General features: G+C 72.8%; 19 protein-coding genes. 7 read left to right on the forward strand and 12 right to left on the reverse strand.

Annotated elements, in window-relative coordinates:
• Both ACH4F6_RS38220 and ACH4F6_RS38225 read left to right on the forward strand, forming a co-directional pair.
• A partial coding sequence (locus ACH4F6_RS38220; RefSeq protein WP_397965165.1) for an acyl-CoA dehydrogenase family protein occupies positions 1-479 on the forward strand: 479 nt, incomplete at its 5' end.
• Complete coding sequence (locus tag ACH4F6_RS38225) at positions 476-1372, forward strand: 3-hydroxybutyryl-CoA dehydrogenase (RefSeq protein ID WP_397965166.1); 897 nt, start codon at positions 476-478, stop codon at positions 1370-1372. The genes ACH4F6_RS38220 and ACH4F6_RS38225, both read left to right, overlap by 4 nt.
• A gap of 243 nt (positions 1373-1615) precedes the next feature.
• Here ACH4F6_RS38225 and ACH4F6_RS38230 read toward each other — a convergent pair whose 3' ends face one another.
• The 6 genes from ACH4F6_RS38230 to ACH4F6_RS38255 form a co-directional block, all read right to left on the reverse strand.
• On the reverse strand, positions 1616-2368 hold the full coding sequence (locus ACH4F6_RS38230; RefSeq protein ID WP_397965168.1) for an ABC transporter permease: 753 nt from the start codon (positions 2366-2368) through the stop codon (positions 1616-1618).
• Between the two features lie 12 nt (positions 2369-2380).
• The gene (locus tag ACH4F6_RS38235) at positions 2381-3409 is read right to left on the reverse strand and encodes an ATP-binding cassette domain-containing protein (protein WP_397965169.1); all 1029 of its coding nucleotides are present in this window, start codon (positions 3407-3409) and stop codon (positions 2381-2383) included.
• Positions 3406-4056, reverse strand: coding sequence for a PadR family transcriptional regulator (locus tag ACH4F6_RS38240; RefSeq protein WP_397965171.1), 651 nt, complete (start codon positions 4054-4056; stop codon positions 3406-3408). Before ACH4F6_RS38240 ends, ACH4F6_RS38235 begins: the two co-directional genes overlap by 4 nt.
• A 27-nt stretch (positions 4057-4083) precedes the next feature.
• Positions 4084-6561: an excinuclease ABC subunit UvrA gene (locus ACH4F6_RS38245; protein WP_397965173.1), complete on the reverse strand. Its 2478-nt coding sequence runs from the start codon at positions 6559-6561 to the stop codon at positions 4084-4086.
• A 91-nt stretch (positions 6562-6652) separates the two neighbouring features.
• The gene (locus tag ACH4F6_RS38250) at positions 6653-8233 is read right to left on the reverse strand and encodes an FAD-dependent monooxygenase (protein WP_397965175.1); all 1581 of its coding nucleotides are present in this window, start codon (positions 8231-8233) and stop codon (positions 6653-6655) included.
• Positions 8230-9411, reverse strand: a complete 1182-nt coding sequence (locus tag ACH4F6_RS38255; RefSeq protein WP_397965177.1) for a nucleotide disphospho-sugar-binding domain-containing protein — start codon at positions 9409-9411, stop codon at positions 8230-8232. Before ACH4F6_RS38255 ends, ACH4F6_RS38250 begins: the two co-directional genes overlap by 4 nt.
• Positions 9412-9630: 219 nt before the next feature.
• On the opposite strand from ACH4F6_RS38255, the gene mtmGII reads away from it, so the two are divergent.
• Complete coding sequence (gene mtmGII, locus ACH4F6_RS38260; RefSeq protein ID WP_397965264.1) at positions 9631-10770, forward strand: 3A-deolivosylpremithramycin B:dTDP-D-olivose D-olivosyltransferase MtmGII; 1140 nt, start codon at positions 9631-9633, stop codon at positions 10768-10770.
• A 151-nt stretch (positions 10771-10921) separates the two neighbouring features.
• On the opposite strand, the gene mtmMI is transcribed toward mtmGII, so the two are convergent.
• The 5 genes from mtmMI to ACH4F6_RS38285 form a co-directional block, all read right to left on the reverse strand.
• A complete protein-coding gene (gene mtmMI, locus ACH4F6_RS38265) occupies positions 10922-11959 on the reverse strand; it encodes a demethylpremithracinone o-methyltransferase (RefSeq protein WP_397965178.1) in 1038 nt (345 codons plus the stop codon).
• Between the two features lie 62 nt (positions 11960-12021).
• Entirely contained in the window at positions 12022-13050 is a 1029-nt protein-coding gene (locus tag ACH4F6_RS38270; RefSeq protein ID WP_397965180.1) for a methyltransferase, read from the reverse strand.
• Between the two features lie 11 nt (positions 13051-13061).
• Positions 13062-14252: a mithramycin biosynthesis glycosyltransferase MtmGIII gene (mtmGIII, locus tag ACH4F6_RS38275; protein ID WP_397965182.1), complete on the reverse strand. Its 1191-nt coding sequence runs from the start codon at positions 14250-14252 to the stop codon at positions 13062-13064.
• 72 nt (positions 14253-14324) lie between these two features.
• Entirely contained in the window at positions 14325-15545 is a 1221-nt protein-coding gene (gene mtmGIV, locus ACH4F6_RS38280) for a mithramycin biosynthesis glycosyltransferase MtmGIV (protein WP_397965183.1), read from the reverse strand.
• A gap of 223 nt (positions 15546-15768) precedes the next feature.
• Positions 15769-16710, reverse strand: coding sequence for an aldo/keto reductase (locus ACH4F6_RS38285; protein WP_397965184.1), 942 nt, complete (start codon positions 16708-16710; stop codon positions 15769-15771).
• Positions 16711-16904: 194 nt separating this feature from the next.
• On the opposite strand from ACH4F6_RS38285, the gene ACH4F6_RS38290 reads away from it, so the two are divergent.
• From ACH4F6_RS38290 to ACH4F6_RS38305, 4 genes are read left to right on the forward strand one after another with little or no spacing between them, the layout of a single operon-like run.
• Positions 16905-18365 (forward strand): NDP-hexose 2,3-dehydratase family protein, encoded by a 1461-nt coding sequence (locus ACH4F6_RS38290; RefSeq protein WP_397965185.1) that lies wholly within the window; start codon positions 16905-16907, stop codon positions 18363-18365.
• On the forward strand, positions 18362-19357 hold the full coding sequence (locus ACH4F6_RS38295) for a Gfo/Idh/MocA family protein (protein ID WP_397965186.1): 996 nt from the start codon (positions 18362-18364) through the stop codon (positions 19355-19357). The genes ACH4F6_RS38290 and ACH4F6_RS38295 overlap by 4 nt, the downstream gene beginning before the upstream one ends.
• 29 nt (positions 19358-19386) lie before the next feature.
• Positions 19387-20649 (forward strand): class I SAM-dependent methyltransferase, encoded by a 1263-nt coding sequence (locus ACH4F6_RS38300; protein WP_397965188.1) that lies wholly within the window; start codon positions 19387-19389, stop codon positions 20647-20649.
• Positions 20646-21395 (forward strand): SDR family NAD(P)-dependent oxidoreductase, encoded by a 750-nt coding sequence (locus ACH4F6_RS38305; protein ID WP_397965189.1) that lies wholly within the window; start codon positions 20646-20648, stop codon positions 21393-21395. Before ACH4F6_RS38300 ends, ACH4F6_RS38305 begins: the two co-directional genes overlap by 4 nt.
• 72 nt (positions 21396-21467) lie before the next feature.
• On the opposite strand, the gene ACH4F6_RS38310 is transcribed toward ACH4F6_RS38305, so the two are convergent.
• Entirely contained in the window at positions 21468-22241 is a 774-nt protein-coding gene (locus ACH4F6_RS38310; protein WP_397965191.1) for a cyclase family protein, read from the reverse strand.
• Positions 22242-22244: the final 3 nt, after the last annotated feature.

The following is a 22244-nucleotide window of genomic DNA, read 5'->3' on the forward strand; positions in this document are numbered from 1 at the left end:
AGGGCACCGGCTTCGCCACCGCGATGAAGACCCTCGACCACACCCGCATCACCATCGCCGCCCAGGCCCTCGGCGTCGCCCAGGGCGCCCTGGACCACGCCAAGGGCTACGTCACCGAGCGCAGGCAGTTCGGCAGGCCGATCGCCGACTTCCAGGGCATCCAGTTCATGCTCGCCGACATGGCCATGAAGATCTCGGCCGCCCGCGCCCTGACCTACCAGGCCGCCGCGGCCTCCGAGCGCGGCGACAGCGACCTCACCTTCCAGGGCGCGGCCGCCAAGTGCTTCGCCTCGGACGTGGCGATGGAGGTCACCACGGACGCCGTCCAGCTCCTCGGCGGCTACGGCTACACCCGCGACTACCCGGTCGAACGCATGATGCGCGACGCCAAGATCACCCAGATCTACGAGGGCACCAACCAGGTCCAGCGCATCGTCATGGCCCGCAACCTGCCGGGCACCCCTGGCGGTGCGCGATGAGCGGCGACGCGGCCGGGATCCGCTCCGTGGGCGTGGTCGGCTGCGGGCTCATGGGCTCGGGGATCGCGGAGCTCTGCGCACGGAGCGGCCTGGACACCCTGGTCCACGACGTCGACCTGCCGGCGGTGGAGGCCGGACGCCGCCGGATCGAGAGGTCCCTGGCCCGGGCGGTCGCCCGCGGCAAGCTCACCGACGCCGCACGCGAGACGGCGCTGGCCTCGCTGGCGTTCACCACCGACCTCGCGGACTTCGCCGACCGGGACCTGGCGGTCGAGGCCGTGCCCGAGGACGAGGAACTCAAGCTGGGCGTCCTCGCCCGGCTCGACGAGGTCATGCAGCGACCCGAGTCGCTGCTGGCGTCCAACACCTCGTCCCTCCCCGTCATGAAGCTGGCCGCCGCCACCGGCCGCCCCGGCCGGGTCGTGGGGCTGCACTTCTTCAACCCGGTCCCCGTCCTCGACCTCGTCGAACTCGTCCCCTCCCTGGTCACGGACGAGACCACTTGGAAGCGGATCAGGGGCTTCGTCAGCGACGTCCTGGGGCGGCACGTCATCGTCTCCCAGGACCGCGCCGGCTTCGTGGTCAACTCCCTGCTGATCCCCTACATCCTCTCGGCGATCCGCATGTTCGAGTCCGGGTTCGCCGTCGCCCACGACATCGACGAGGGCATGGTCCGCGGCTGCGCCCACCCGATGGGCCCGCTGCGGCTGGCCGACCACATCGGGCTCGACACCACCCTGGCCGTCGCCGAGTCCCTGTACGCGGAGTTCAAGGAGCCCCTCTACGCTCCACCGCCGCTGCTGTGCCGGATGGTCCAGGCGGGCCTGCTCGGCCGGAAGACGGGCCGCGGCTTCTACAGCCACCCCGGTACGCCGGCGTCCGGCGACTCCTGACGGGCCGCAGCCGGGCGGGAGGCCGGCCGGGACCACTCGACGCTCCCGGCGCTGGACCCCGGCGGGAACGAACGGCGGGGCCGGGACTCCTCCTCCCCGTGCCCTCCACGACGGACGTGGCCCATCGGGGACCGGAGCCCTTGCTCCCCGCTGTCCTTCACAGGGGATCAAGCACGGTACGGCCGCGGTCCCCGAGCCGGGGGCTCGGGGACCGCGGCCGTACCGTGTCCGGTGCCGGACGGCTCACGCGTTGTACTTGGCGAAGATGCGGGTGCCGCCCACCGCCGAGACGACCATCAGGCCGAGCACCACGGCCACGCCGGTCACGACGTGGTGGGAGGTGTAGTCGCCGGTGAAGAAGTCGCGCATGGCGTCCACCGCGTAGCGCAGGGGGTTGGCGTCGCCGATGGCCTGGAGCCAGCCGGGGGCATAGGTCAGGGGCAGGAGGATGCCGGACAGCAGCATCAGAGGCAAGGCGATGCCGTTGAGGACGGGGGCGAAGAGCCACTCCGATGTCAGCTTCATGGCCAGCGCGTAGGAGAGGAAGGCCAGGCTGATGCCGACGAGCATCATCAGGGCGATGGCGGCCACGATGCCGCCGAACGGCGCGCGCAGGCCGAAGAGCAGGGCGATGAGGACGATGACCACCGATTGGACGAACAGGGCCAGGACGTCCCAGAGGACCCTGCCGAGGAGCAGGCCGAGCCGGCTCGCCGGGGTCACCCGCAGCCGTTCCAGGTAGCCGGAACGGACGTCGGGGATGAGACCGAACCCGGCGTAGCCGGTGGCGAACAGGCCCAGCTGGACCAGCAGGCCCGGGATGTAGACCTGCCAGGCGGCCGGACCGTCCTCCGGCAGCATCTTGACCAGCAGGGGGCCGAACAGGGCCATGTAGACGAACGGCTGGACGAGGCCGATGAGGAGACCCATCCTCTTCTGGGCCACGGCGGCGGCCTCGTCGCGGAAGATGATCGCCGCGTCGCGGATCGTGTGCATCCTTGGCTCCCTTCAGGCGTGGACGGCGTCCGCGCCGCGCTGCGAACGCCGGTCGGTCAGGGTCATGAAGACGTCGTCGAGCGTGGGCTTCAGCACCCGCAGGGACTCCACCCGGACGCGCGCGGACTCCAGCGTGCGCAGCAGGTCGGCGAGGAGGCGCTCGGCGTCGCGGCAACTGATCGACAGGACCGTGCCGTTCGCCGACACCTCCTGGACGTCGCGGTGGGCGGTGAGCAGTTCGGTGGCCCGTGCGGTGTCGCCGTCCACCTCGAGCTCGATGGTGTCGTGGGAGATGGCGGCCTTCAGGTTCCGCGGGCTGTCCTCGGCGACGATGCGGCCCTTGTCGATGATCAGGACGCGGTCGCAGAGGCTGTCGGCCTCGTCGAGGTAGTGGGTGGTGAGGAACACGGTGGTGCCGCGCTCGTCCCGCAGGCGGCGGATGTGCTCCCAGACGTCGTTGCGGCTCTCTGGGTCGAGGTTGGCGGTGGGTTCGTCGAGGAAGAGCAGCTTCGGCTGGTGCATCAGGCCCAGCGCCATGTCGACGCGGCGGCGCTGGCCGCCGGAGAGGGTCTGGATGACCCGGCCCGCGAGTTCCTCGAGGCCGAGCTGGGTGATCACCTCGTCGGTGCGGGCCTCGGCCTCGGGGCGGGACATGCCGTAGAGGCGGCCCTGCAGGACGAGGTCCCGGCGGACCAGGGAGCTGGGCTTGGCGCCGCCCGCCTGGGAGACGTAGCCGATGTGCGTGCGGACCTTCGCGGGCTCACGCAGCAGATCCCGGCCGGCGATGACGGCCGTGCCCGAACTCGGCGGGAGCAGCGTGGTCAGCATCCGCATGGTGGTGGTCTTGCCGGCGCCGTTGGGCCCCAGGAAGCCCACGATCTCGCCCGCGTGGACGGTGAAGTCGACTCCGGCCACCGCCTCGACCGGACCCTGCTTGGTGGTGAACGTCTTGGCCAGCCCCTTGGCCTGGATCATGGGTAATGCCTTCCTCGGCGGATACGGTTCGGCCCGCTGGTCGTGCGTCGCGGGTGGTGCGCTCATGTCTGCTGCTTCTCCGTCCTGTCTTCCGTCTCGTCCTGGTCGGTCCATACCTCGCGGCCCTCCTTGGTGGTGAGTTCGGGCCAGGCGAGGGTGCCGTCGTGGATCTCGGCGACGATCCGCCGGGCCCAGTCCCGCTCGGCTTCGGCCATGGTCAGGGCGTATTCGAGTTCGATCACGAACAGCCGCGGCGTCTGCTGGTCCAGTACCGCGGTCCGTGCCTGGCGGGCCTCCTCGATCTGCTCGTCCAGGCGGGTGATGCGCTCCCGCAGGGCCTGGACGGCGCGTTCGGGCCCGAGGGCGCCGAGGTAGCTCACCGCGGCGAGGAAGCTGGGGTACTCCTTCACCGGGGTACGGACCAGTTCGTCGAGCCAGCTCATGAACTCCTTGCGGCCCAGGTCGGTGTGGGCGTACACGGTGCGCTCCGGCCGGCGCCCGGCGCGTTCGGTGCTGTGCTCGGCGATCCAGCCGGCCCGCTCCAAGGCGTCCACGACGTCGTAGAGCGAGCCGGTCCTGACCTTGAAGCTGGTGTCCTTGTTGCGCTCCCGCAGGGTCGCGGCCATCTCGTACGGATGCATCGGCTGTTCCAGCAGCAGCCCGAGGACCGCGAGCCCGAGCAGGTTGGACACCGGCCGTTTGCGCACCGCCATCTCTCTACCTCCCTTAGTCGGTTCCGACTATACGGCATCGACTGATGCCTTGGGAGCACCCTGGCCGGGGAGCAGCCCGCGCAGATACCCGGCGGTGGGGCCCGAGTCCGGGGGGAGGGTGTCCGGAGGACCGCAGTGCAGCACGCTGCCGCCGGCCGCACCGCTGCCCGGGCCCATGTCGATCAGCCAGTCCGCAGCGGCGGCCAGGTGCAGGTCGTGCTCGGCGAGGACCACGGTGTTGCCCGCGGCGATCAGCACGTCGAACGCGTCGACCAGCACCTGCACGTCCGCCGGATGCAGACCGGTGACCGGCTCGTCCAGCACCACGAGGCCGGGCTGCCGCGCGCCCTTGGTAAGCGCGGCGGCGAGCTTCAGCCGCTGCGCCTCGCCGCCGGACAGCACGGTGGCGCTCTGCCCAAGCCGCATGTAGCCCAGTCCCGTCCGCCGCAGCGCCGTGAGCACCGGCCGCAGCGCGGGCGTGTCCAGCAGCTCGCTCGCCTCGTCGACACTCAGGTCCAGCACCTCGTCGATGGCCAGCCCCTGGTAGGTCACCGCCAGCACCTCGGGCCCGAACCGCCTGCCGTCGCAGACGTCGCAGGTGACCCAGACGTCGGGCAGGAAGTTCATGTCGACCTGCCGCACGCCGTACCCGGTGCACGGTTCGCAGCGTCCGCCCGGCGAGTTGAAGGAGAACGAACCCGCTGTCAACCCGCGGCGGGCGGCGGCGTCGGTGCCCGCGAACAGGTTGCGGATCAGGTTGAACGCCTTGGTGTACGTCGCCGGATTGGAGCGCGGTGTCCTGCCGATGGGCTCCTGGTCGACCACGGTCGCCCAGTGCAGTGGGCCCGTCCAGTCCACCCCGCCGACACCCGGCACGCTCGTCCCGTCGAGGCGGGCCTGCACCGCCCCGGCCACACCGTCCATGAGCAGCGTGCTCTTGCCGCTGCCGCTCACGCCCGTGAGGCAGGTCAGCGCGCCCAGCGGGATGTCGATCCGGTCGGCCCGCACGGTCCGCACGTCGACATCGGTCAGGCTGAGCATCCGGTCGGCGCGCACCGGGCGCCGGGCGCGCCGCACCCGTCCGCCCGGCATCGCCAGATAGCGGCCGGTCAGCGATTCGGGGACGGCCGCGACCTCCCGCGGAGTGCCCTGGGCCACCAGCCGTCCGCCCTCGCGCCCGGCCCGTGGGCCGATGTCGATCACCCAGTCCGCCCGGGAGATCAGCTCGGGATCGTGCTCGATCATGAGGACGGTGTTCCCGGAGCCGCGCAGTTCCTCGATGAGTTCGCCCAGCCGCGCCTTGTCGGCCGGATGCAGACCGGCGGACGGCTCGTCCAGGACGAACGCCACCCCCGACAGATCGGTGCACAGCTGGGCCGCCACCCGGGCCCGCTGCAGTTCCCCACCGGACAGCGTGGGAGCCGGGCGGGAGAGCTGGACGTGTCCGATCCCGAGCCGGACCAGCAGCCTGAGCCGCGCCCGGAGGGCGGGCAGGACCGCCTGCGCCGCCTCACGCTGGGCCGGACCGAGCGTCGTGGCCAGACCTTCGGCCCAGCCGAGCACGTCCTCGACCGGGCGGTCGAGGAGTTCGTGCAGGCGCCGGCCGCCGAGCCGCACGGTACGGGCGACCGCGCCCAGGCCCGTCCCTTCGCACGCGGCACAGGGCTCGTTGCGGACGAACGGCTCGTACGTCGCCCGGACGGCGGGACTGGCCGCAGCGCCGTACAGCCGCTCCGCCTCTGCGATCGCCCCCGGCCACGGGCGGCTGTCACGGACGCTGACCGCCGTGCCGCTCTTCTTCATGGTCGCCTCGTAGGCGATCTCCACCGCTTCCTCGCCCGTGCCGTGCAGCACCGCCCGCCGGAACTCCGCGGGCTGCTCGCGCCAGGGCCGGGCGAGATCCGCCGCGAAGCGCCGGGCCAGCGCCTGAACCGTCGCCCGTTCGGGAGCGCGCGCCATGGCGAACCACGGCGACGCCCCGTCCAGCAGCGGCCGGCCGGGTTCGGTGATCAGCAGGGCCTCCGCGGACCGGGCCCGGCCTCCGCTGCCACGGCACTGTGCGCAGCACCCCTCCGGCATGGCCGGGTTGAACTGCGCCGGCTTCAGCACCGCGCCCAGCGCCGGGTCCCAGTCCCTGGCCAGCGGAGGCAGCCGGGCGAAGGCGAGACCGAGGTAGTCGCCGGCTCCGGTGACGGTGGCCAGCGTGGAGCGCGGGCTGCGCGCCGGGGTCCGCTGGTCGACGGCGAGCGTGGGGGGCAGCCCGTCGATCCGGGTCACCTGCGGGCGGTCCCGCGGAGTGATGAACTGCCGTACGAACGGGCTGATCCCCTCCAGATACCGCAGCTGGGCCTCGGCGTGGATGGTGTCGATCAGCAGTGAGGTCTTGCCGCTGCCGCTCACTCCCGCGAACGCGACGACCCGGCCCTTGGGCACGGAGACCGTCAGATCGTCCAGGTTGTGCGTGCGGGCACCGACTACCTCGATGGCGTGCTCCCCGGATCCCATGGCACCCTCCTCGGACTCTTATATTCGGTTCCGAATAAGTAGCTTAGTCGGGACCGAATATAAGGCCTCGGCTATTTGGGTTTCAAGGCGCTCAGGGCGCACCCTCGGCGACCGGCGCGCTCCCCGCGGCCGGCGCGCCCTCGGCCGCCGGCGGGCCGAACCAGCGGGCCAGGCTCGCGCGCAGTTCGTCCGCCGTCGCGGCCGGTGAACCGGCCCAGGCGACATAGCCGTCCGGGCGGACCAGCAGTGCCTGCGCCGACGGCTCGACGGCCGCCTCGCCCGCGACCACGCAGACCCGGTCGGACCACGGGCGCGTCGCCTCCCGCAGATCGGCCCGCCCCGCGAGGTCGAGCAGCAACGGCCGTGCCGGATGCAGCAGTTCGGCCACCGGCACCGGCCCCTCGGGCCCGCCGGACAGCACCAGATGGCCGGCGAAACGCCCCGCCCACGGGTGCGGTCGCGCCGGGGCGGCGGGGGTGGACGTCGCGTACCGCACGTCCGTACCGGTGATCATGCCGGTGAAGTACCGGTTCACCTCGTCCGTGCCGAGCAGCTCCTCGACGAAGCCGCGCAGCGGGGTGGTGTGCTGCTCGTCCGGGCGCATCAGGGCGAGCTGCGCCCGCGTGTTGAGCAGGACCCGCTCGGCGACCGGATGCCGCTCGTCGTGGTAGGTGTCGAGCAGTTCCTCCGAGCCCCACCCGCGGACCCGGGCCGCCAGCTTCCAGCCCAGGTTGAACGCGTCCTGCAGACCGGTGTTCAGCCCCTGGCCGCCGATCGGGAAGTGCACGTGCGCCGCGTCACCGGCCAGCAGCACCCGTCCGCTGCGGTAGCGCTCCGCCTGGCGGCTCGCGTCCCCGAACCGGGAGAGCCACGACACCGGTTCGGTCAGCGTCAGGGGCGTGCCCCGCACCCGCGCGACGGCGGCGTTGAGATCCTCCAGGGTCACCGGTCCCTCGTGCGCCGCCGGGGGGTGCCCGTACTCGATGACGACCACCCGGCCCAGGCCGCCCTCCGGCGGGAACGCCAGCACCAGAATGCCGTCCGGGGTGCGCTCCCAGCGGCGCGGCACATCGCGCTCGGGAGTGGTCACATAGCCGATCAGGGCGCGGACGGTGGCCTCGGTGCCGGGGAAGCCGATCCCGGCCAGCCGGCGGACCGCGCTGCGTCCGCCGTCACAGCCGACGACGTAGCGGGCACGCACCCGGTACGGGCCGCTCGGCCCCTCCACCGTCACCTCCACCCCTTCCGCGTCCTGGCGCAGCCCGGTCACCTCGTGACCGCGATGGATCTCCGCGCCCGCCTCGCGCGCGTGCTCGGCGAGCAGGGCCTCGGTGCGCGACTGCGGCACCAGGGCCGTGTACGGGTGCCGGGTGTCCACCAGCCCGAAGTCCAGACCCCGGGTGAAGATCCCGGCGAAGGGCAGCCCCTTGGCGACCTGCGTTCCCTCCAGGAACCGGTCCAGCAGCCCGCGCAGGTCCAGCGTCTCCACCGTCCGGATGTGCAGGGCCCCCGCCCGGTCGTGACCGGCGGGCTCGACGAGCTTCTCGAGCACCAGGGCCTCCACCCCGCCGGCCCGCAGCTCCCCGGCCAGCATCAGGCCGACCGGGCCTCCTCCCACCACCACGACGTCCGTCGTCCGTACGGCGTCGTCCGCGTTGTCGTTGTGCATCATGCGCCTTTCGTGATCGGTGCGCCCGCTACGGGCCACTGGGCGAGCAGTTCCTCGAAGCCACCGGCGACCTGGGCCGGGGACGGGCGGGACAGGGCCAGGCCGCGCAGTTCCGCGGCGGCCCGCGCGTACCGGCCGTCGCCGACCAGCCGCCCTGCCGCCGCCGCGACGGCGTCCGGATCCGTCTCCGCCTCCCGCGCCTCCAGGTGCACCACCGCGCCGGTCTCCGCCAGCCGCTGCGCGTTCAGAGCCCGTTCGAAGGTGTCGCTCACGACGAGCTGCGGCAGTCCGCGGACCACGGCACCCAGCGCGGTGTTGGCCCCGCCGTGGTGCACGACCGCCGTGCACGAGGGCAGTACGGCGTGCAGGGGCACGCCGGTCACCGCCCGTACGCCGGCGGGGAGTCCGCCCAGCCGGGCCAGGTCATCGGCGCGGGCGACGAGCACCACCTCCACGCCGAGCCGCGGCAGCGCGCGCATCGCCCGCATCAGCGGATGGCCGCCCGGCATGCCGTCGGCGAACGTCCCCCAGGTGACACAGACCCGCGGCGCTCCGGGCGGATCCAGCAGCCAGGCCGGGACCGTTCCCGGCCGGTCCACGGGGACGTAGCGGACCGGGACGACGGCGCCGGGCCCCGGTCGCTGGAGCGGAACGGGACAGGGGTCGATCACGACCTCCCGCGCCGACGGCCACGCGCTGTCCGGTGCCTCGGCCGTCACCAGCTCGCGCACCCGGTGCCGCAGCCAGGCACCGGGCGGCGTACCGAAGAGGTCAGGACCCCAGAGATGCCGTAGCGTGGGGAGGTCCCGTGCGGCGGCGACCGTTTCCGCGGCGAAGGCCACCGGCTCGTGCACCACCGCGTGCGGCCGCCAGCGGTCGACGAGCGCCGCCAGACCGTCGAGCATGGCGAGGGCCCGGTCGGCGAACATGCGGGGCAGCGCGTCCCGCTCCCGGTAGTACGGCTCGCCGGGTACGCCCCGCACGCTCTCGCGGTGCCGTCGGGCGAAGTCGCCGTCCGCGCTCACCCGCACCACGGTCAGCCCGAGCGCCAGCGCACCCGGCGCCGTGTCGGCGTCGCAGGCCACCCGCACGTCGTGCCCCGCGGCCCGCAGGGCCCAGGCCAGCGGAACCATGGGAGCGAGATGCGAGGCGGAGACGGACGTCACGAACAAGATGCGCATGAAAGCCCCTGATCCTGGACATCGGGAGACGCACCGACGCTAGGCAGGACGCCTAGAGGCCCGCCTGAGGCTGAGCCGTGCCCGTCTCCTCCAGCGCCGCTCCAGGGCCACGCGATCCGCTTCCAGGACCGTGCGGGACAGTGCGGCGCGGCCGGTTGCCGGACGCCGCTGCTCTGTGTCCGAACCGAAGGCAGGTCGCAATGAAGGCGATTGACTGACATGCGCGTACTGGTCTGTTCCACCCCCCTGCTCGGCCACTTCAACCCTCTGCTGCCGCTGTCCTGGGCACTGCGCGCCGAGGGACACGAGGTCCTGGTGGCCACGGACGAGGACTTCGCGTCGAAGGTCCTGGAGCGCGGGCTGCCCGTGGCGCCGCTGTCGCCCGTGGCGCTGCGGGACGTGATGGCCCGGGACCGGGCCGGCCGCCCGGTGCCCCACACCGCCGAGGCGGACCGGGTCTGGCGCAGCGGCCACGGCTGGGGGCGGCTGGGCGCCCGGCACCTGACGGAGACGGTCACGCTCGCCCGTCGCTGGCGACCGGACCTGATCGTCACCGACCCCGTGGAGTTCGCGGGTCCGCTGGCAGCCGCGCACCTCGGCGTCCCCCGGATCGAGCACGGCTGGGGCATCCGTCCCAACCCCGAGTTCGCGCTGGCCGCCGAGGAGGAACTCGAACCCGAACTGCACGGGTACGGACTCGCCGGGCTGCCCCGGCCGGCCCGCGTCCTCGACACCTGCTCGCCCAGCCTCCAGCACCCCGGCACGGCCGGCGACCCCATGCGCTACGTCCCGGTGACCGGTCCCGCCGAACTGCCCGGCTGGCTGGACGAGCCCCGGAAGCTCCCGCTGGTGTGCCTGACCTTCGGCAGTGTGCTGCCGTCCCTGGCACCGGAGAGGATGCGGGGCCTGATCACCCGGCTGACCCACACCCTGCCCGCGCTCGGCGTGGAGGTGGTGGTGGCCATCGACCCGGCCGGTGCACGGGGGCTGCCGCCGGCGCCGCCCGGCGTGCTGTCCGTGGGCTGGCAGCCGGTGGACCACCTGATGCCGCGCTGTGCCGTCCTGGTCCACTACGGCTCCTCCGGCATGACGATGGCCGCGACGACCGCGGGGGTGCCCCAGGTGGTGCTGACCGTGCCGATCGCCGACGCCCCGGACAACGCGCGGCGCATCGAGGCGGCGGGGCTGGGCATCGCCCTGCCCGCCCTCGACCTCGACGCCGACCGCGTCGAGGCGGCCTGCCGGACGCTGCTCACCGACCCGTCCTGGCGGGCCCGTGCCGCCGAGGTCGCCGCGGAACAGGCCGACCGCCCCACGCCCGCCGAAGTCGCGACGGGGCTCGCCGCCGCGTACGGCTGAGCCGGGTGCGGCAGGAAGCGTTCCGTCCGGGGCGGGTGCGGGAGCCGGCGTCCGGTCCGGGGCGGGTGCCGCAGCCGTGCGGCGGAAACGGGTGCGCCGCCGTCCCGGTCACCGGGACGGCGGCGCAGCCGTGTGCGGGCCCGGCCCCGCGTCAGCCGGGCTTGCGGGCCACGAAGAGCCGGTCGTGCGTCATGGTGTCCAACGGGATGACCTGCTCCACCGTGAAGCCGGCCTCCTCGGCCCAGGCCGTGATGTCCCGTACCCGGTACTCCGAGCCGCCGTCGAGGATGACGGAGCACACCAGGCTCTGCAGATAGGCCCCCGCCTCGGAGCGGTCGTCGAGCATCGCGTCGTAGACCAGCAGGGTGCCGCCCGGGGGCAGGGCGCGGAACGCCTGGCCCAGCAGCCGCTTGCGGCTTTCCTCCGGGTGGTCGTGCAGGACGTGCCCGAAGAGGATCACGTCGGCGGCGGGCAGGGGATCGGTGAAGAAGTCCCCGCCCACGAAGTCGACTCGGCCCGTGGTGCCGCGGGTCGCCATGTGCTCGTCGAACAGCGGCTCCACGCCGGGCACGTCGAAGACCGAGCCCTTCAGGTCCGGGTGGTCCAGCACCAGTTGTGCCGCGACGTTGCCGCGGGCTCCGCCGACGTCCACGAACGTCTTCCAGCGGCTCCAGTCCAGGGCCTTGCTCAGCTCCGCGGCCACGAACTGGTTGAAGGTGTCCATGTGGTCGAGGAACCGGCGGGCCCGGTCCAGGTCCGGCTGCTCCTCCACCACCGCGCCCGCGGTGATGTCCTTGCCCGAGGTGGCCTTGCCGTCGCGCAGGGCGTCGGCGAAGCGGTTCCACAGCTCGTAGTGGACCCGGCCGTGCTGCAGCACGGCGCCGCCGATGTAGTGCGGGCGGCCCGGGACCAGGAAGTGCTCCGCGCGGGGCGCGTTGGCGTACGTTCCGCCGTCGACGGTCAGCAGGCCCAGCCCGACCAGTGCGTCCAGCCAGTCGCGCACGAGGTGGGAGTGCAGCCGGCCGTGCTCGCGGATCTCCGCCTCGGTGCGCGGACCCGCGGAGAGGTGCTCGAAGAGGCCCAGCTCCATGGCGGTGTGGAGCGCTCGGGCCCGGGTGTAGGCGACATTGAGCTGGAGGATCTCGCGGGCGTCGGCCGGCGAGGGGGCGGCCGTGGGGGTGTTCGTCATCGCGTGCCTTTCGGTCGAGGGAGGGACGGTGAGGGGTACGGGAGCCGGAGACGGACGGCGGTTCAGAGCCGCTCGGCGAGCAGCAGGCGCAGCGGCACCCCGCCCACCTCGTGCAGCCGGGGCTCCCCGAAGCCGTTGGCCGTCAACAGGTCTCGGTAGGTCTCCAGCGCGTGCGACTCGCCTTCGTGGGTCCAGGCCAGCATCAGCGCGGCGAACAGGTGGGGCACCGGGTCGGACGCCGGGTCACGGCCGTCCGCGGTGACCGCGACGATGCCGATCCGCCCACCCGGCCGGGTCACCTCCGCCAGGCGCCGCAGCATTTCGCCCGCGCGCTCGGCGGAGAAGTGGTGCAGCACATTGGTGATCAGCGACAGGTCGTACGGGCCGCTCAGCGGCACCTCGAACATGTCGCCCGGGGTCAGCTCGACCCGGTCCAGCACGCCCAGGCGCTCCGCGTGCCCCCGGGAGTGCTCCAGGACGCCCGGCCAGTCGACGGAGCGGACCCGCGCCTGCGGATAGCGCCGGGCCACCGTGTAGCCGTACAGCCCGTGCCCGCAGGCCACGTCCAGGACGTCCAGGCGCTCGCGGCCCGCCGCCCACGGCTCCAGGGTGTCGGCCAGCAGATCGGCGACCAGGGGGGTGTGCGGGGTGGGGGTGCGGGCCAGGTCCGCCCAGAACGGGTAGTCGGGGGTCTCGGCGTTGGTGTCCAGCACCGTTCCGCCTCGCCGGACCGCGTCGGAGAGGCGGCCCAGGGCATCCCACTCGTAACGGCTGACCGCGTGCCGGAGGATGTCGCCGAACCAGCCGGGGCTGGACCGGACCAGGACCCGGTCGACTCCCGGGGCCAGCCAGAAACGCTCGCCGTCCGTCTTCAGAAGCTCGATCGCGGCGAGCGCCCGCAGCAGGACCCGCGCGCCCCGAACCGGTACGTCCAGCCGGGCGGCGACGGTCTCGGCGTCGGCCGGGCCGTCCGCCATCGTGTCGAAGACGGCGAGGTCCATCCCGGCACACAGCACTCCGGCGCGGCGCACCGCCTGGGCCATGGCGAGCAGAGTGAACTCATCGATCGTGGAAACGGTGGTCTCGGTCACGGTCCTCTTCCTCAGTGGTGGGCGTGGGCGGTGGCCAGCTCGGCGAGTCCGGCGGCCACCTGTGCGGGGGTGGGCTGGGAGAGCATCTCGGCGCGCAGCCGGTCCGCCGACGTGCGGATGTCCGGGTCCTCGAGGAGCCTGGTCACCGCGGCGCGGATGGCCTCCTCGGCGGCCTGCTCACCGCGCAGATGGATGCCGGCGCCCGTCTCGGCGAGCGCGGCGGAGATGTTGTCCTGGTCGGCCATGTGCGAGATGGCCAGCTGGCCGAGGCCGGCCCGGATCGCGTTGAGCACGGTGCCCGAGCCGCCCTGGTGGACGATGGCGTCGCAGTCGTCGAGCAACAGATGCAGGGGCGGCGAGTCGAGGACGCGGACGTTGTCGGGGAGTTCGCCGAGCCGCGCGTGGGTGGCGGCGTCGGCGGCGACCACGATCTCGATGTCCAGCCCGTCGAGCGCCCGGACGACCCGCGGCAGCAGGAAGGCCCGCTCGCCCATGATCCGGGTGATCGACCTTCCCCAGGTGAGGCACACCCGTGGCGTGGACTTGTCCGTGCGGCGCAGCTCCGGGCCGGGGGCGCGGCCCGCACCGTTGTACGGCACGTACTGCACCTGGAGCCGGGCGGGCGAGGCGGGCGGCTGGAGGCTCGGCGGGCAGGGGTCCACGGTGCGCAGTGCGGGATCGCCCTGGACGTCCAGTCCGCGGGCGCGGTACACGTCGTAGAAGCCCGGGAGTTCGGCGAGGATCCGTTCGCTGCCGGCCGAGCCGTAGAAGTCCCAGCCCCACAGGTGGCGGATCCCGGGCACGCCGAGTTCCTGCGCGGCGACGAGGCCCGGCGGACACATGGTGTCGGCGAGCACCAGGTCCGGTTTCCAGGTCCGGGCGAGGTCCATGACCGGGTCGAGGTTGGCGAGGGCGGCCTGCTGCCAGGTGTCGAAGACCTGGCCGCCGTCGTCGGCCTGGTCGGGTTCCCCGGGCTTCTGACGGGCGTCCAGCTCCTGGGACAGCGTCTTGCGGCGGATGTCCACCATGTCGATGTCGCTGCCGACGGCGGCCATGGGCAGGCCGGACCGGGTGACCAGGTCCGCCATGGACGGCTGGGCCGCCACGAGGACTTCATGGCCCGCCGCGCGGAACGCGGCGGCCAGCGGCTGGACGACGAAGTAGTGAGTGGGCCACGGGGACGTGGCCACCAGAACGCGCATGGTCTTGCTCCTCCTGTCGGGCGGGAGTCGTCCCCGCCGGGCGAGATGCGCCCCTTCCGGGCCCGATCGCCCCTATCGGGCGAGATGCGTCAGCTCCGCCACCACGTCGGCAGGTGTGGGCTGGGTGCGGATGCCGTCGGCCAGCCGCCGTGCGGCGGCGCCGTGTGCGGGCTCCGACAGGAGGCGGTCCATCTCGGCGCGCAGCAGGCGCACCCCCTCCCCGGTGGCGGGGACCTCCGTGGTCATCAGGTGCCGGGCGGCGCCCGACGCGGCCAGCCGGGTGCCGTTGACCGTGGGCTCGGGCCGGGTGGTGATCAGCAGCTGCCGTACGCCCGCGACCGCGGCGGTCATGCTGGTGCCGGCGCCACCGTGGTGGACCACGAGGTCGCAGGACGGCATCAGCAGGTGCAGCGGCAATCCGACCGCGACGCGGGCGTGGTCCGGCAGCGGCGTGTCCCCCAGTGCCCGCGCGGTCTGCTCGGTCACTGCGACGACGACCTCGTCGGCCACCTCGGCGGCGGCTTCCACGCACTGGCGTACGAGTTCGACGACGGTGCCGCCGCGCAGGGCCATGGAGGTGGCGCCCCACGTGACGCAGACCCGGCTGCCGGACGGCTCCCGACGCAGCCAGTCCGGCAGCAGGCCCGGGCCGTTGTAGGGGACGTACCGCATCTGGCGGCAGGCCGGCCCGGCCGGGTAGCGGATGCCGGGGGCACTGGGGTCGATCCAGGCACTGGGCTCGGTCCGCACCGTCGCCCCCGCCCGCTCGTACAGCCGGGCGTACTCCGGCAGCGGTTCGCCGCTACGGCGCAGCTCGATGCGCTGGAGTCCGGGAGTGCCCCACAGGTGGCTGACGTTGGGCACGCCCAGCGCGGCGGCGACCACCGGGCCGGCGAGGGTGACGGCGTCGTGCACCACCAGGTCGGGCCGCCAGTACCGGGCGAAGTCCAGCAGGTCGTCGAGCATGGCCGAGGCCATGACCGTCTGCATCCGTCCCAGGTTCTCGATCAGCGCGAACTGCTCGTCGTCGAGGAGTTCCGGGCGGAGGGGCCAGTCGTCGGGCCAGCGGCCCTGGACGTGCCAGGCGGCCCGGCTGCGGTCGTTGGACAGGGAGGCGAGGTCCACGTCCTGCCCGACCGGTATCCCGGGCAGGCCCGACGCGGTCACGATCGGCATCAGCGCGGGTGCGCTCGCGACCCGCACCTCATGCCCGGCGGCCAGCGCCGCCGACTCCAGCGGGACCATCGGGAAGTGATGGGAGTGCCAGGGGAACGTGGTGAACAGAATGCGCATCCGTAGCGGACCTCTCCGGGAGCGTCGGAAGTAGGGACGGAGGGAGGGGGCGGGTCGGTCAGGAGGGACGGCAGGGGACGGGCCGGCCCGGCGTACGTCCAGGCACTTGCGGCTCGGCGCCGCGCCCCCGCGCCGGGCGTGCCGGACGGGCCGGGCCGTGGGCCGGGCGGGCGCGGCACGGACGCACCCGCCTGAGCGGGCGGCAGCGCGCTCCCGCCCGGGACTACTCCTCGTCGTGCACGACGGAATCGCCCAGGACCTCGTCGATCCTCGCCAGCAGGTCCGTCTCCAGGCGGACGCCGGCAGACTTGGCGTTGGCCAGGACCTGTTCGGCGTTGGACGAGCCGATGACGGCACCGCTGACGCCGGGATTCTGGAGCACCCACGCGAGGGCGAGCTGCGCCGTGGTCAGCCCGGCTTCCTCGGCGAGCGGGCGCAGCCGCTCGACGCGCCCGAGGACCTTGTCGTCGTCCAGCCAGCGTCGCATCAACGGGGCCCGGCCGCCTTTGGGCACCGCGGCCCGGGACCCGGCCGGAAGCGGGGCGCCCGGTGTGTACTTGCCCGTCAGCACGCCCTGTTCCAGGGTGAAGTAGCAGATCTGGCCGATGCCCAGGTCACGGCAGGCCGGGATCACCTCGGCCTCCGGCGCCCGCCACAGCATCGAGTAGCGGGGCATGTGACAGATCACCGGCACGCCGAGCCGCGCGCCGATCCCGGCCGCCTCGGCGATCCGCTCCACGGGCCATTCCGACATGCCGACGTAGAGGATCTTCCCGGCCCGTACCAGGTCGGAGAAGGTCCACATCAGCTCCTCCAGCGGAGTCGCCGGGTCGTAGCGGTGCGCGGTGTAGACATCGATGTGGTCGACGCGCAGACGGCGCAGCGAGCCGTCGACGGACTCCATGACGTGTTTCCTGGACAGCCCCCGCCCGTTGGGTCCGAGCCCGGTCGGCATCCCCACCTTGGTGCACAGCACCAGCTCTTCGCGGGGCGTGCCGGCCAGTGCCCGGCCCAGCAGGCTCTCGGAGCGGAACATGCCGTAGACGTCCGCGGTGTCGAAGGTCGTCACCCCGGCGTCGAGCGCCGCTCTGATCGAGGAGAGCACCACCTCGTCGGGGGTGTCGTCCTGCGGGTACAGCAGGTTGCCGTACACGATCTCGCTCACTGAAAGGCCGCTTCGGCCAAGGCTTCGGAACTCCACGGCGACCACGCTCGGCCGCCCGGATCGAAGGCGGCTCGAGCCCTGACGGAACCGCCGTCCGCCCGGGCCGGACCGACCGGGCCTCGAGCGCGGCTCCAGCCCGGGTGCCGACGGTGGCTCGGAGCGCGCTGCCCATGCCTGCGATGAAAGAGACATCCATGAGTCAAGCGATCATGAGCAGAAAGCATCCAGCGGTCCCCCCGGACAGCCTCGACGCGCCGGATCTGAGGCGCATCGCCGAATCGGCGGCGGCCGACAGCGGACTGCTGTCCCTGGATGATTTCCACACCTGGTTCGAGGAGCGCCGCAAGGCGATCCGGATGGAGGTGAGACGCATCCCCTTCGCCGAGCTCCAGCGCTGGGGCTTCCACCCGGTCACCGGGAACCTGGCGCACGACAGCGGCCGCTTCTTCACCGTCGAAGGGCTGCGGGCACGCTCCGAGGGGCCGGATCCCGTCTCCTGGTCCCAGCCGATCATGTACCAGCCGGAAGTGGGGTTCCTCGGCATCCTGGTCAAGGAGTTCGACGGTGTCCTGCACTGCCTGATGCAGGCGAAGGCCGAGCCCGGCAACGCCGAGGGGCTCCAGCTGTCGCCCACGGTGCAGGCCACCCGCAGCAACTACACCGGCGTGCACGAGGGCAGTGCCGTGCGGTACCTGGAGTACTTCACGGACCCCGGCAAGGGTCGGCCGCTGGTCGACGTGCTCCAGTCCGAGCACGGTTCCTGGTTCTTCCGCAAGCGCAACCGCAATCTCGTCGTCGAGGCCGTCGGCGACGTGCCCGAGCATGAGGACTACCGCTGGCTGACCCTCGGTCAGGTCCGTCGGCTGCTCGGTGTCCCGGACCTGGTCAACATGGACACCCGGACGGTCCTGGCCTGCCTCCCCGTCGCCCCGCCGGACGGTTCCGGCGGGGGAGCCGCGGCCGACGGTTCCCGCGGGGCAGCCGTGGCCGCCCTGGCCGCCTCCCTGTCCCCGCAGGCCCCCGCCGCGCACACCCTGCCGGAGCTGCTGCGCTGGTTCAACGGGCTCAGGGCGCGCAGCGAGGTCGCCGCGCAGCTCGTCCCGCTGACCGCCGTGGACGGCTGGGTGCGCGACACGGACGAGATACGCCACACCAGTGGACGGCACTTCGCGATCGTCGCCGTGTCCGTGGAGGCCGGCAACCGCGAGGTCAAGGGATGGACCCAGCCGCTGCTCAGCCCGCGCGGCACCGAGGTGGTGGCGTTCCTGGCCAAGCGGATCGACGGCGTCCTCCACGTCCTGGCGCGCGCCCACCCGGAACCGGGTTACGTCGACCTCATCGAGCTGGCCCCGACTGTCCAGTGCGTCCCCGACGACCACGCCCATCTGCCCCCCGAGCAGCGGCCCAGGTTCCTGGACCAGGTGCTCGCGGCCCGGCCGGAGCAGATCCTCTACGACGCCGTGCAGTCCGAGGAGGGCGGCCGTTTCTACCGGGCGCTGAGCCGCTATCTGGTGGTCGAGACGGACGAGGACCCCGTCGTGCCCGACGACTACCGCTGGATGACGGTGGCGCAGCTGGTCACCCTGCTCCAGCACAGCAACTACTGCAACATCCAGGCCCGCAGCCTCATCGCCTGTCTGCAGTCCGTCTGGTGAGCGCCGTGCCCGAGGACCGTGCCCCGCTCCGCCTGGGCCTGCTGGGCTGTGCCGGCTTCGCCCGGCGCCGCGCCCTGCCCTCGCTCGCCCGCCTCACGGAGATCACCCTCACCGCGGTCGCCAGCCGGGACCCCGCCAGGGCGAAGCTCTTCGCCGGTGAATTCGGCGGCGAACCGGTCGCCGGATACGAGGAACTGCTCGCCCGGGACGATCTCGACGCGGTATACATACCGCTGCCCGCCGCGCTGCACGCCCCCTGGACCGGCCGGGCGCTCGAAGCCGGACTGCACGTCCTGGTGGAAAAGCCGGCGGCGGTCACGGCCGCAGAGGCCGACCGCCTGACCCGTGCGGCCCGCGAGCGCGGCCTGGTCGTGATGGAGAACTTCGGTTTCGTCCACCACACCCAGCAGCAGACGGCCCGTTCCCTGCTGGCCGAGGGCGCCATCGGGGAACTGCGGTCGCTGACGGCCGAGTTCGCCTTCCCCCCGCTGCCGGACACCGACATCCGCTACCAGCCGGACCTCGGCGGCGGCGCGCTGCTGGACGCCGGCGTGTACCCGATCCGGGCGGCCCGGCTGTTCCTGGGCGACGAGCTGGAGGTGACCGGCGCCTCGCTGCGCGAGGACCCCGGCCGCGGGGTGGACGTCGCCGGCGCGGCGCTGCTGACCGGGCCGACCGGGATCAGCGCCCACCTGGGCTTCGGCTTCGTCCACTCCTACCGCTGCGGCTACACCCTGTGGGGCTCGGCGGGACGGATCAGCCTGAACCGTGCCTACAGCGCCCCGGACGACCTCGCGCCGACGCTCACGCTGGAGCGCGACGGACGGGTGGAGGAACGCCGACTGGTGCCCGACCAGCAGTTCACCACGCTCTTTCGGCGGTTCGCCGCCGCCGTCCGCGGCCGGGACGTCACCGGCCCGGCCCACGACCTCGCCCAGCAGGCGCGCCTGGTGGAGCGGATCGCCGCCACCGCGCGGCGCCTCCCCCTGTGACCCGAACCACGAAGAGAAAGGTCGACCACATGGACATCTCTGGTACCGCGCGGGCAGTGACCACCTGCCGGATGTGCGGAGCGCAGGACTGGCAGGAGGTCGTGGACTTCGGCCCCGTCCCCCTGGCGGACAGCTTCCTCGAACCCGCCGCGTCCTACGACGACGAACCGCGCTATCCGCTGGCCGTCATCTCCTGCCGCTCCTGCCGGCTGATGAGCCTGACCCACGTCGTGGACCCCGAGGTCCTGTACCGCACGTACCCCTACACCACCTCCGACTCGGAGACCATCAAGAAGCACATGGGGCATGTCGTCGCGGTGTGCGTCGAGCGCTTCGGCATCCCCGAGGGCAGCTTCGTCCTGGAGATCGGCAGCAACACCGGCTCCCAGCTCAAGGCGTTCCAGAACGCCGGGATGCGCACCCTCGGCATCGACCCGGCCCGCAACATCGCCGCGGTCGCCAACGAGCGGGGCATCGAGACACTGCCGGAGTTCTTCTCGGTCGACACCGCCGCCCTGGTGAAGAAGACCCACGGTACGCCCCAGCTGATCCTCGGCCGGCATGTCTTCGCGCACATCGACGACGTGTCCGCGGTCGCCGAGGGCGTCCGCGATCTGCTGGGCCCGGACAGCCTGTTCGCCATCGAGGTGCCGTACCTGGTGGACATGCTGGAGCGCAACGAGTTCGACACCATCTACCACGAGCACCTGTCCTACATCGGCGTCGGTTCCCTGGTCGCCCTCTTCCGGCGGCACGGGCTGCGTGTGGTGGACGTCGAACGCCTCGCGGTGCACGGCGGATCCATCCTGGTCTTCGTCGGGCTGGACGAGGGCACCCGGGCGACGGCGCCCGTCGTGGAGGAGCTGATCGCGCTGGAGAAGGAGCGCGGCCTGTACGAGGACGCCACCTACGAGCGGTTCGCCGGGCACGTCGCGGAGATCACCGCCGAACTGACCTCGATGGTCCGCTCGCTGCGGGCCGAGGGCAAGCGGATCGCCGGGTACGGGGCGCCCGCGAAGGGCAACACCCTGCTGAACGTCTGCGGGCTCACCGCGGACGACCTGGAATTCTGCTGCGACACCACCGAGTTCAAGCAGGGCCTGGTGCTGCCCGGCACGCACATCCCGGTCCGCAGCCCCGAGTACGCGAAGACCCAGGCCATCGACTACTACCTGCTGCTGGCCTGGAACTACGGCGAGGAGATCCTCGCCAAGGAGGGGCCGTTCCTGGCGGACGGCGGACGGTTCATCCTGCCCAACCCGCGGCCGTCCATCGTCCCGTCCGGGGCGTGACCGTGGCACGGACGACGGACCACGCCCTGAGCGTCGTCGTCACCGGCGGTGGTTCCGGCATCGGCCGGGCCACCGCCCGTGCGTACGCCGCCCAGGGCGCACACGTGCTGGTCGTGGGGCGGACCGCCGGGCGTCTGGAGGAGACCGCCGAGGGGCAGCCGCGCATCCGGGCGTTCGTCGCCGACCTCGCCGACCGCGACGCTCCCCAGCGGATCGTGGCGGCGGCGCTGGACGCCACCGGCGGGATCGACGTCCTGGTCAACAACGCCGCCGTCCCGTGGCGGGCCCGGCTCGGGGAGATCGACCGGGAGCACGCCGAGCGGCAGGTCGCCACCAATCTGCTGGGCCCGCTGTTCCTGACCCAGAGCGCGGTGCCGCACATGCCGGCCGGCGCGACGGTGGTCAACATCAGCTCCAACCCGCCGACGCGCGGCTGGCCCGCCAACTCGGTCTACGGCAGTACGAAGGTCGGCCTGGACTTCCTCACCCTCACCTGGGCCGTGGAGCTGGCGCCGCGCGGGATCAGGGTGGTCTCGGTGGCTCCGGGGCCGACGCTGACGCCGGGTCTCGCCCGGGCCAGGTCCGACCAGCCGCCCGAACGGCGCGACGACTTCTCCCGCGTCCCGCTGGGCCGCCCCGCCCGGCCGGAGGAGATCGCCTGGTGGATCACCCAGGTGACCCGCCCCGAGGCCGGCTATCTGACCGGTGCGGTGCTGCGCGTCGACGGCGGCCTGAGCGTGGGCTGACCCGCCGTGCACGACGGCACCGGGCCCGGGCTGCGCGCCCGGGCCCGGTGCGGTACGTCCGCGGCCTCGCGGTCAGTCGTCCACCAGGGCCACCGCGCGGGCCCAGCCCGCCCCGGACCCGACCAGCTTCACCGGCAGGCAGGAGACGGTGTAGCCGAAGTCGCCGGGCAGGGCATCGAGGTTGTTCAGGCGCTCGATCTGACAGTACTCGCGTCGGCGGCCGGCGAAGTGCGCGGGCCACAGGACGGAGCGGTCACCGGTCTCCCGGTACCGGCGGATCATGTCGCCGAAGGGCGCGTCGAGACTGAAGGCATCGGTGCCGATGACCCTGACCCCCAGGTCGAGCAGGAAGTCGGTGGCCTCGCCGTCGAGTCCGGTGAAGTCGGTGAAGTACTTCTCGGTGCCCAGGTGCACGGAGGCGCCGGTGTTCAGCAGGACGATGTCGTACGGCCGGGGGGCGCGGCCGATCCGGGCGATCTCCCGCTCCAGGACCCCGGCTCCCACGGCGCCCACCGGCTGGTCGCGCAGGTCGAGCCGGATCGCCGGGCGGTGGAACCAGTCCAGCGGCATCTCGTGGATGTGGCGCGGCGTGCCGTACGCGGCCGTCGAGCCGTAGTGGGACGGCGCGTCCACATGGGTGCCGGTGTGACTGGTGAGCGTGAACGTGTCCAGCGACAGCAGTTCGCCCCCCGGCAGCACCGACGGGTCGAAGTCGATGCCGAAGTGGGCCTTCATCTCCTCGCTCATGTGCCGGGCCCCCTCGGCCGGCGTGAGGATCTCGTGGACGACGGGGTCGGGTTCCCAGGCCGTGGCGTCCACGGGCGAGGAGAGGTCGACGATACGCATGGG

This window comes from Streptomyces sp. NPDC017936, assembly GCF_044328485.1.
Taxonomy (GTDB): Bacteria; Actinomycetota; Actinomycetes; order Streptomycetales; family Streptomycetaceae; genus Streptomyces.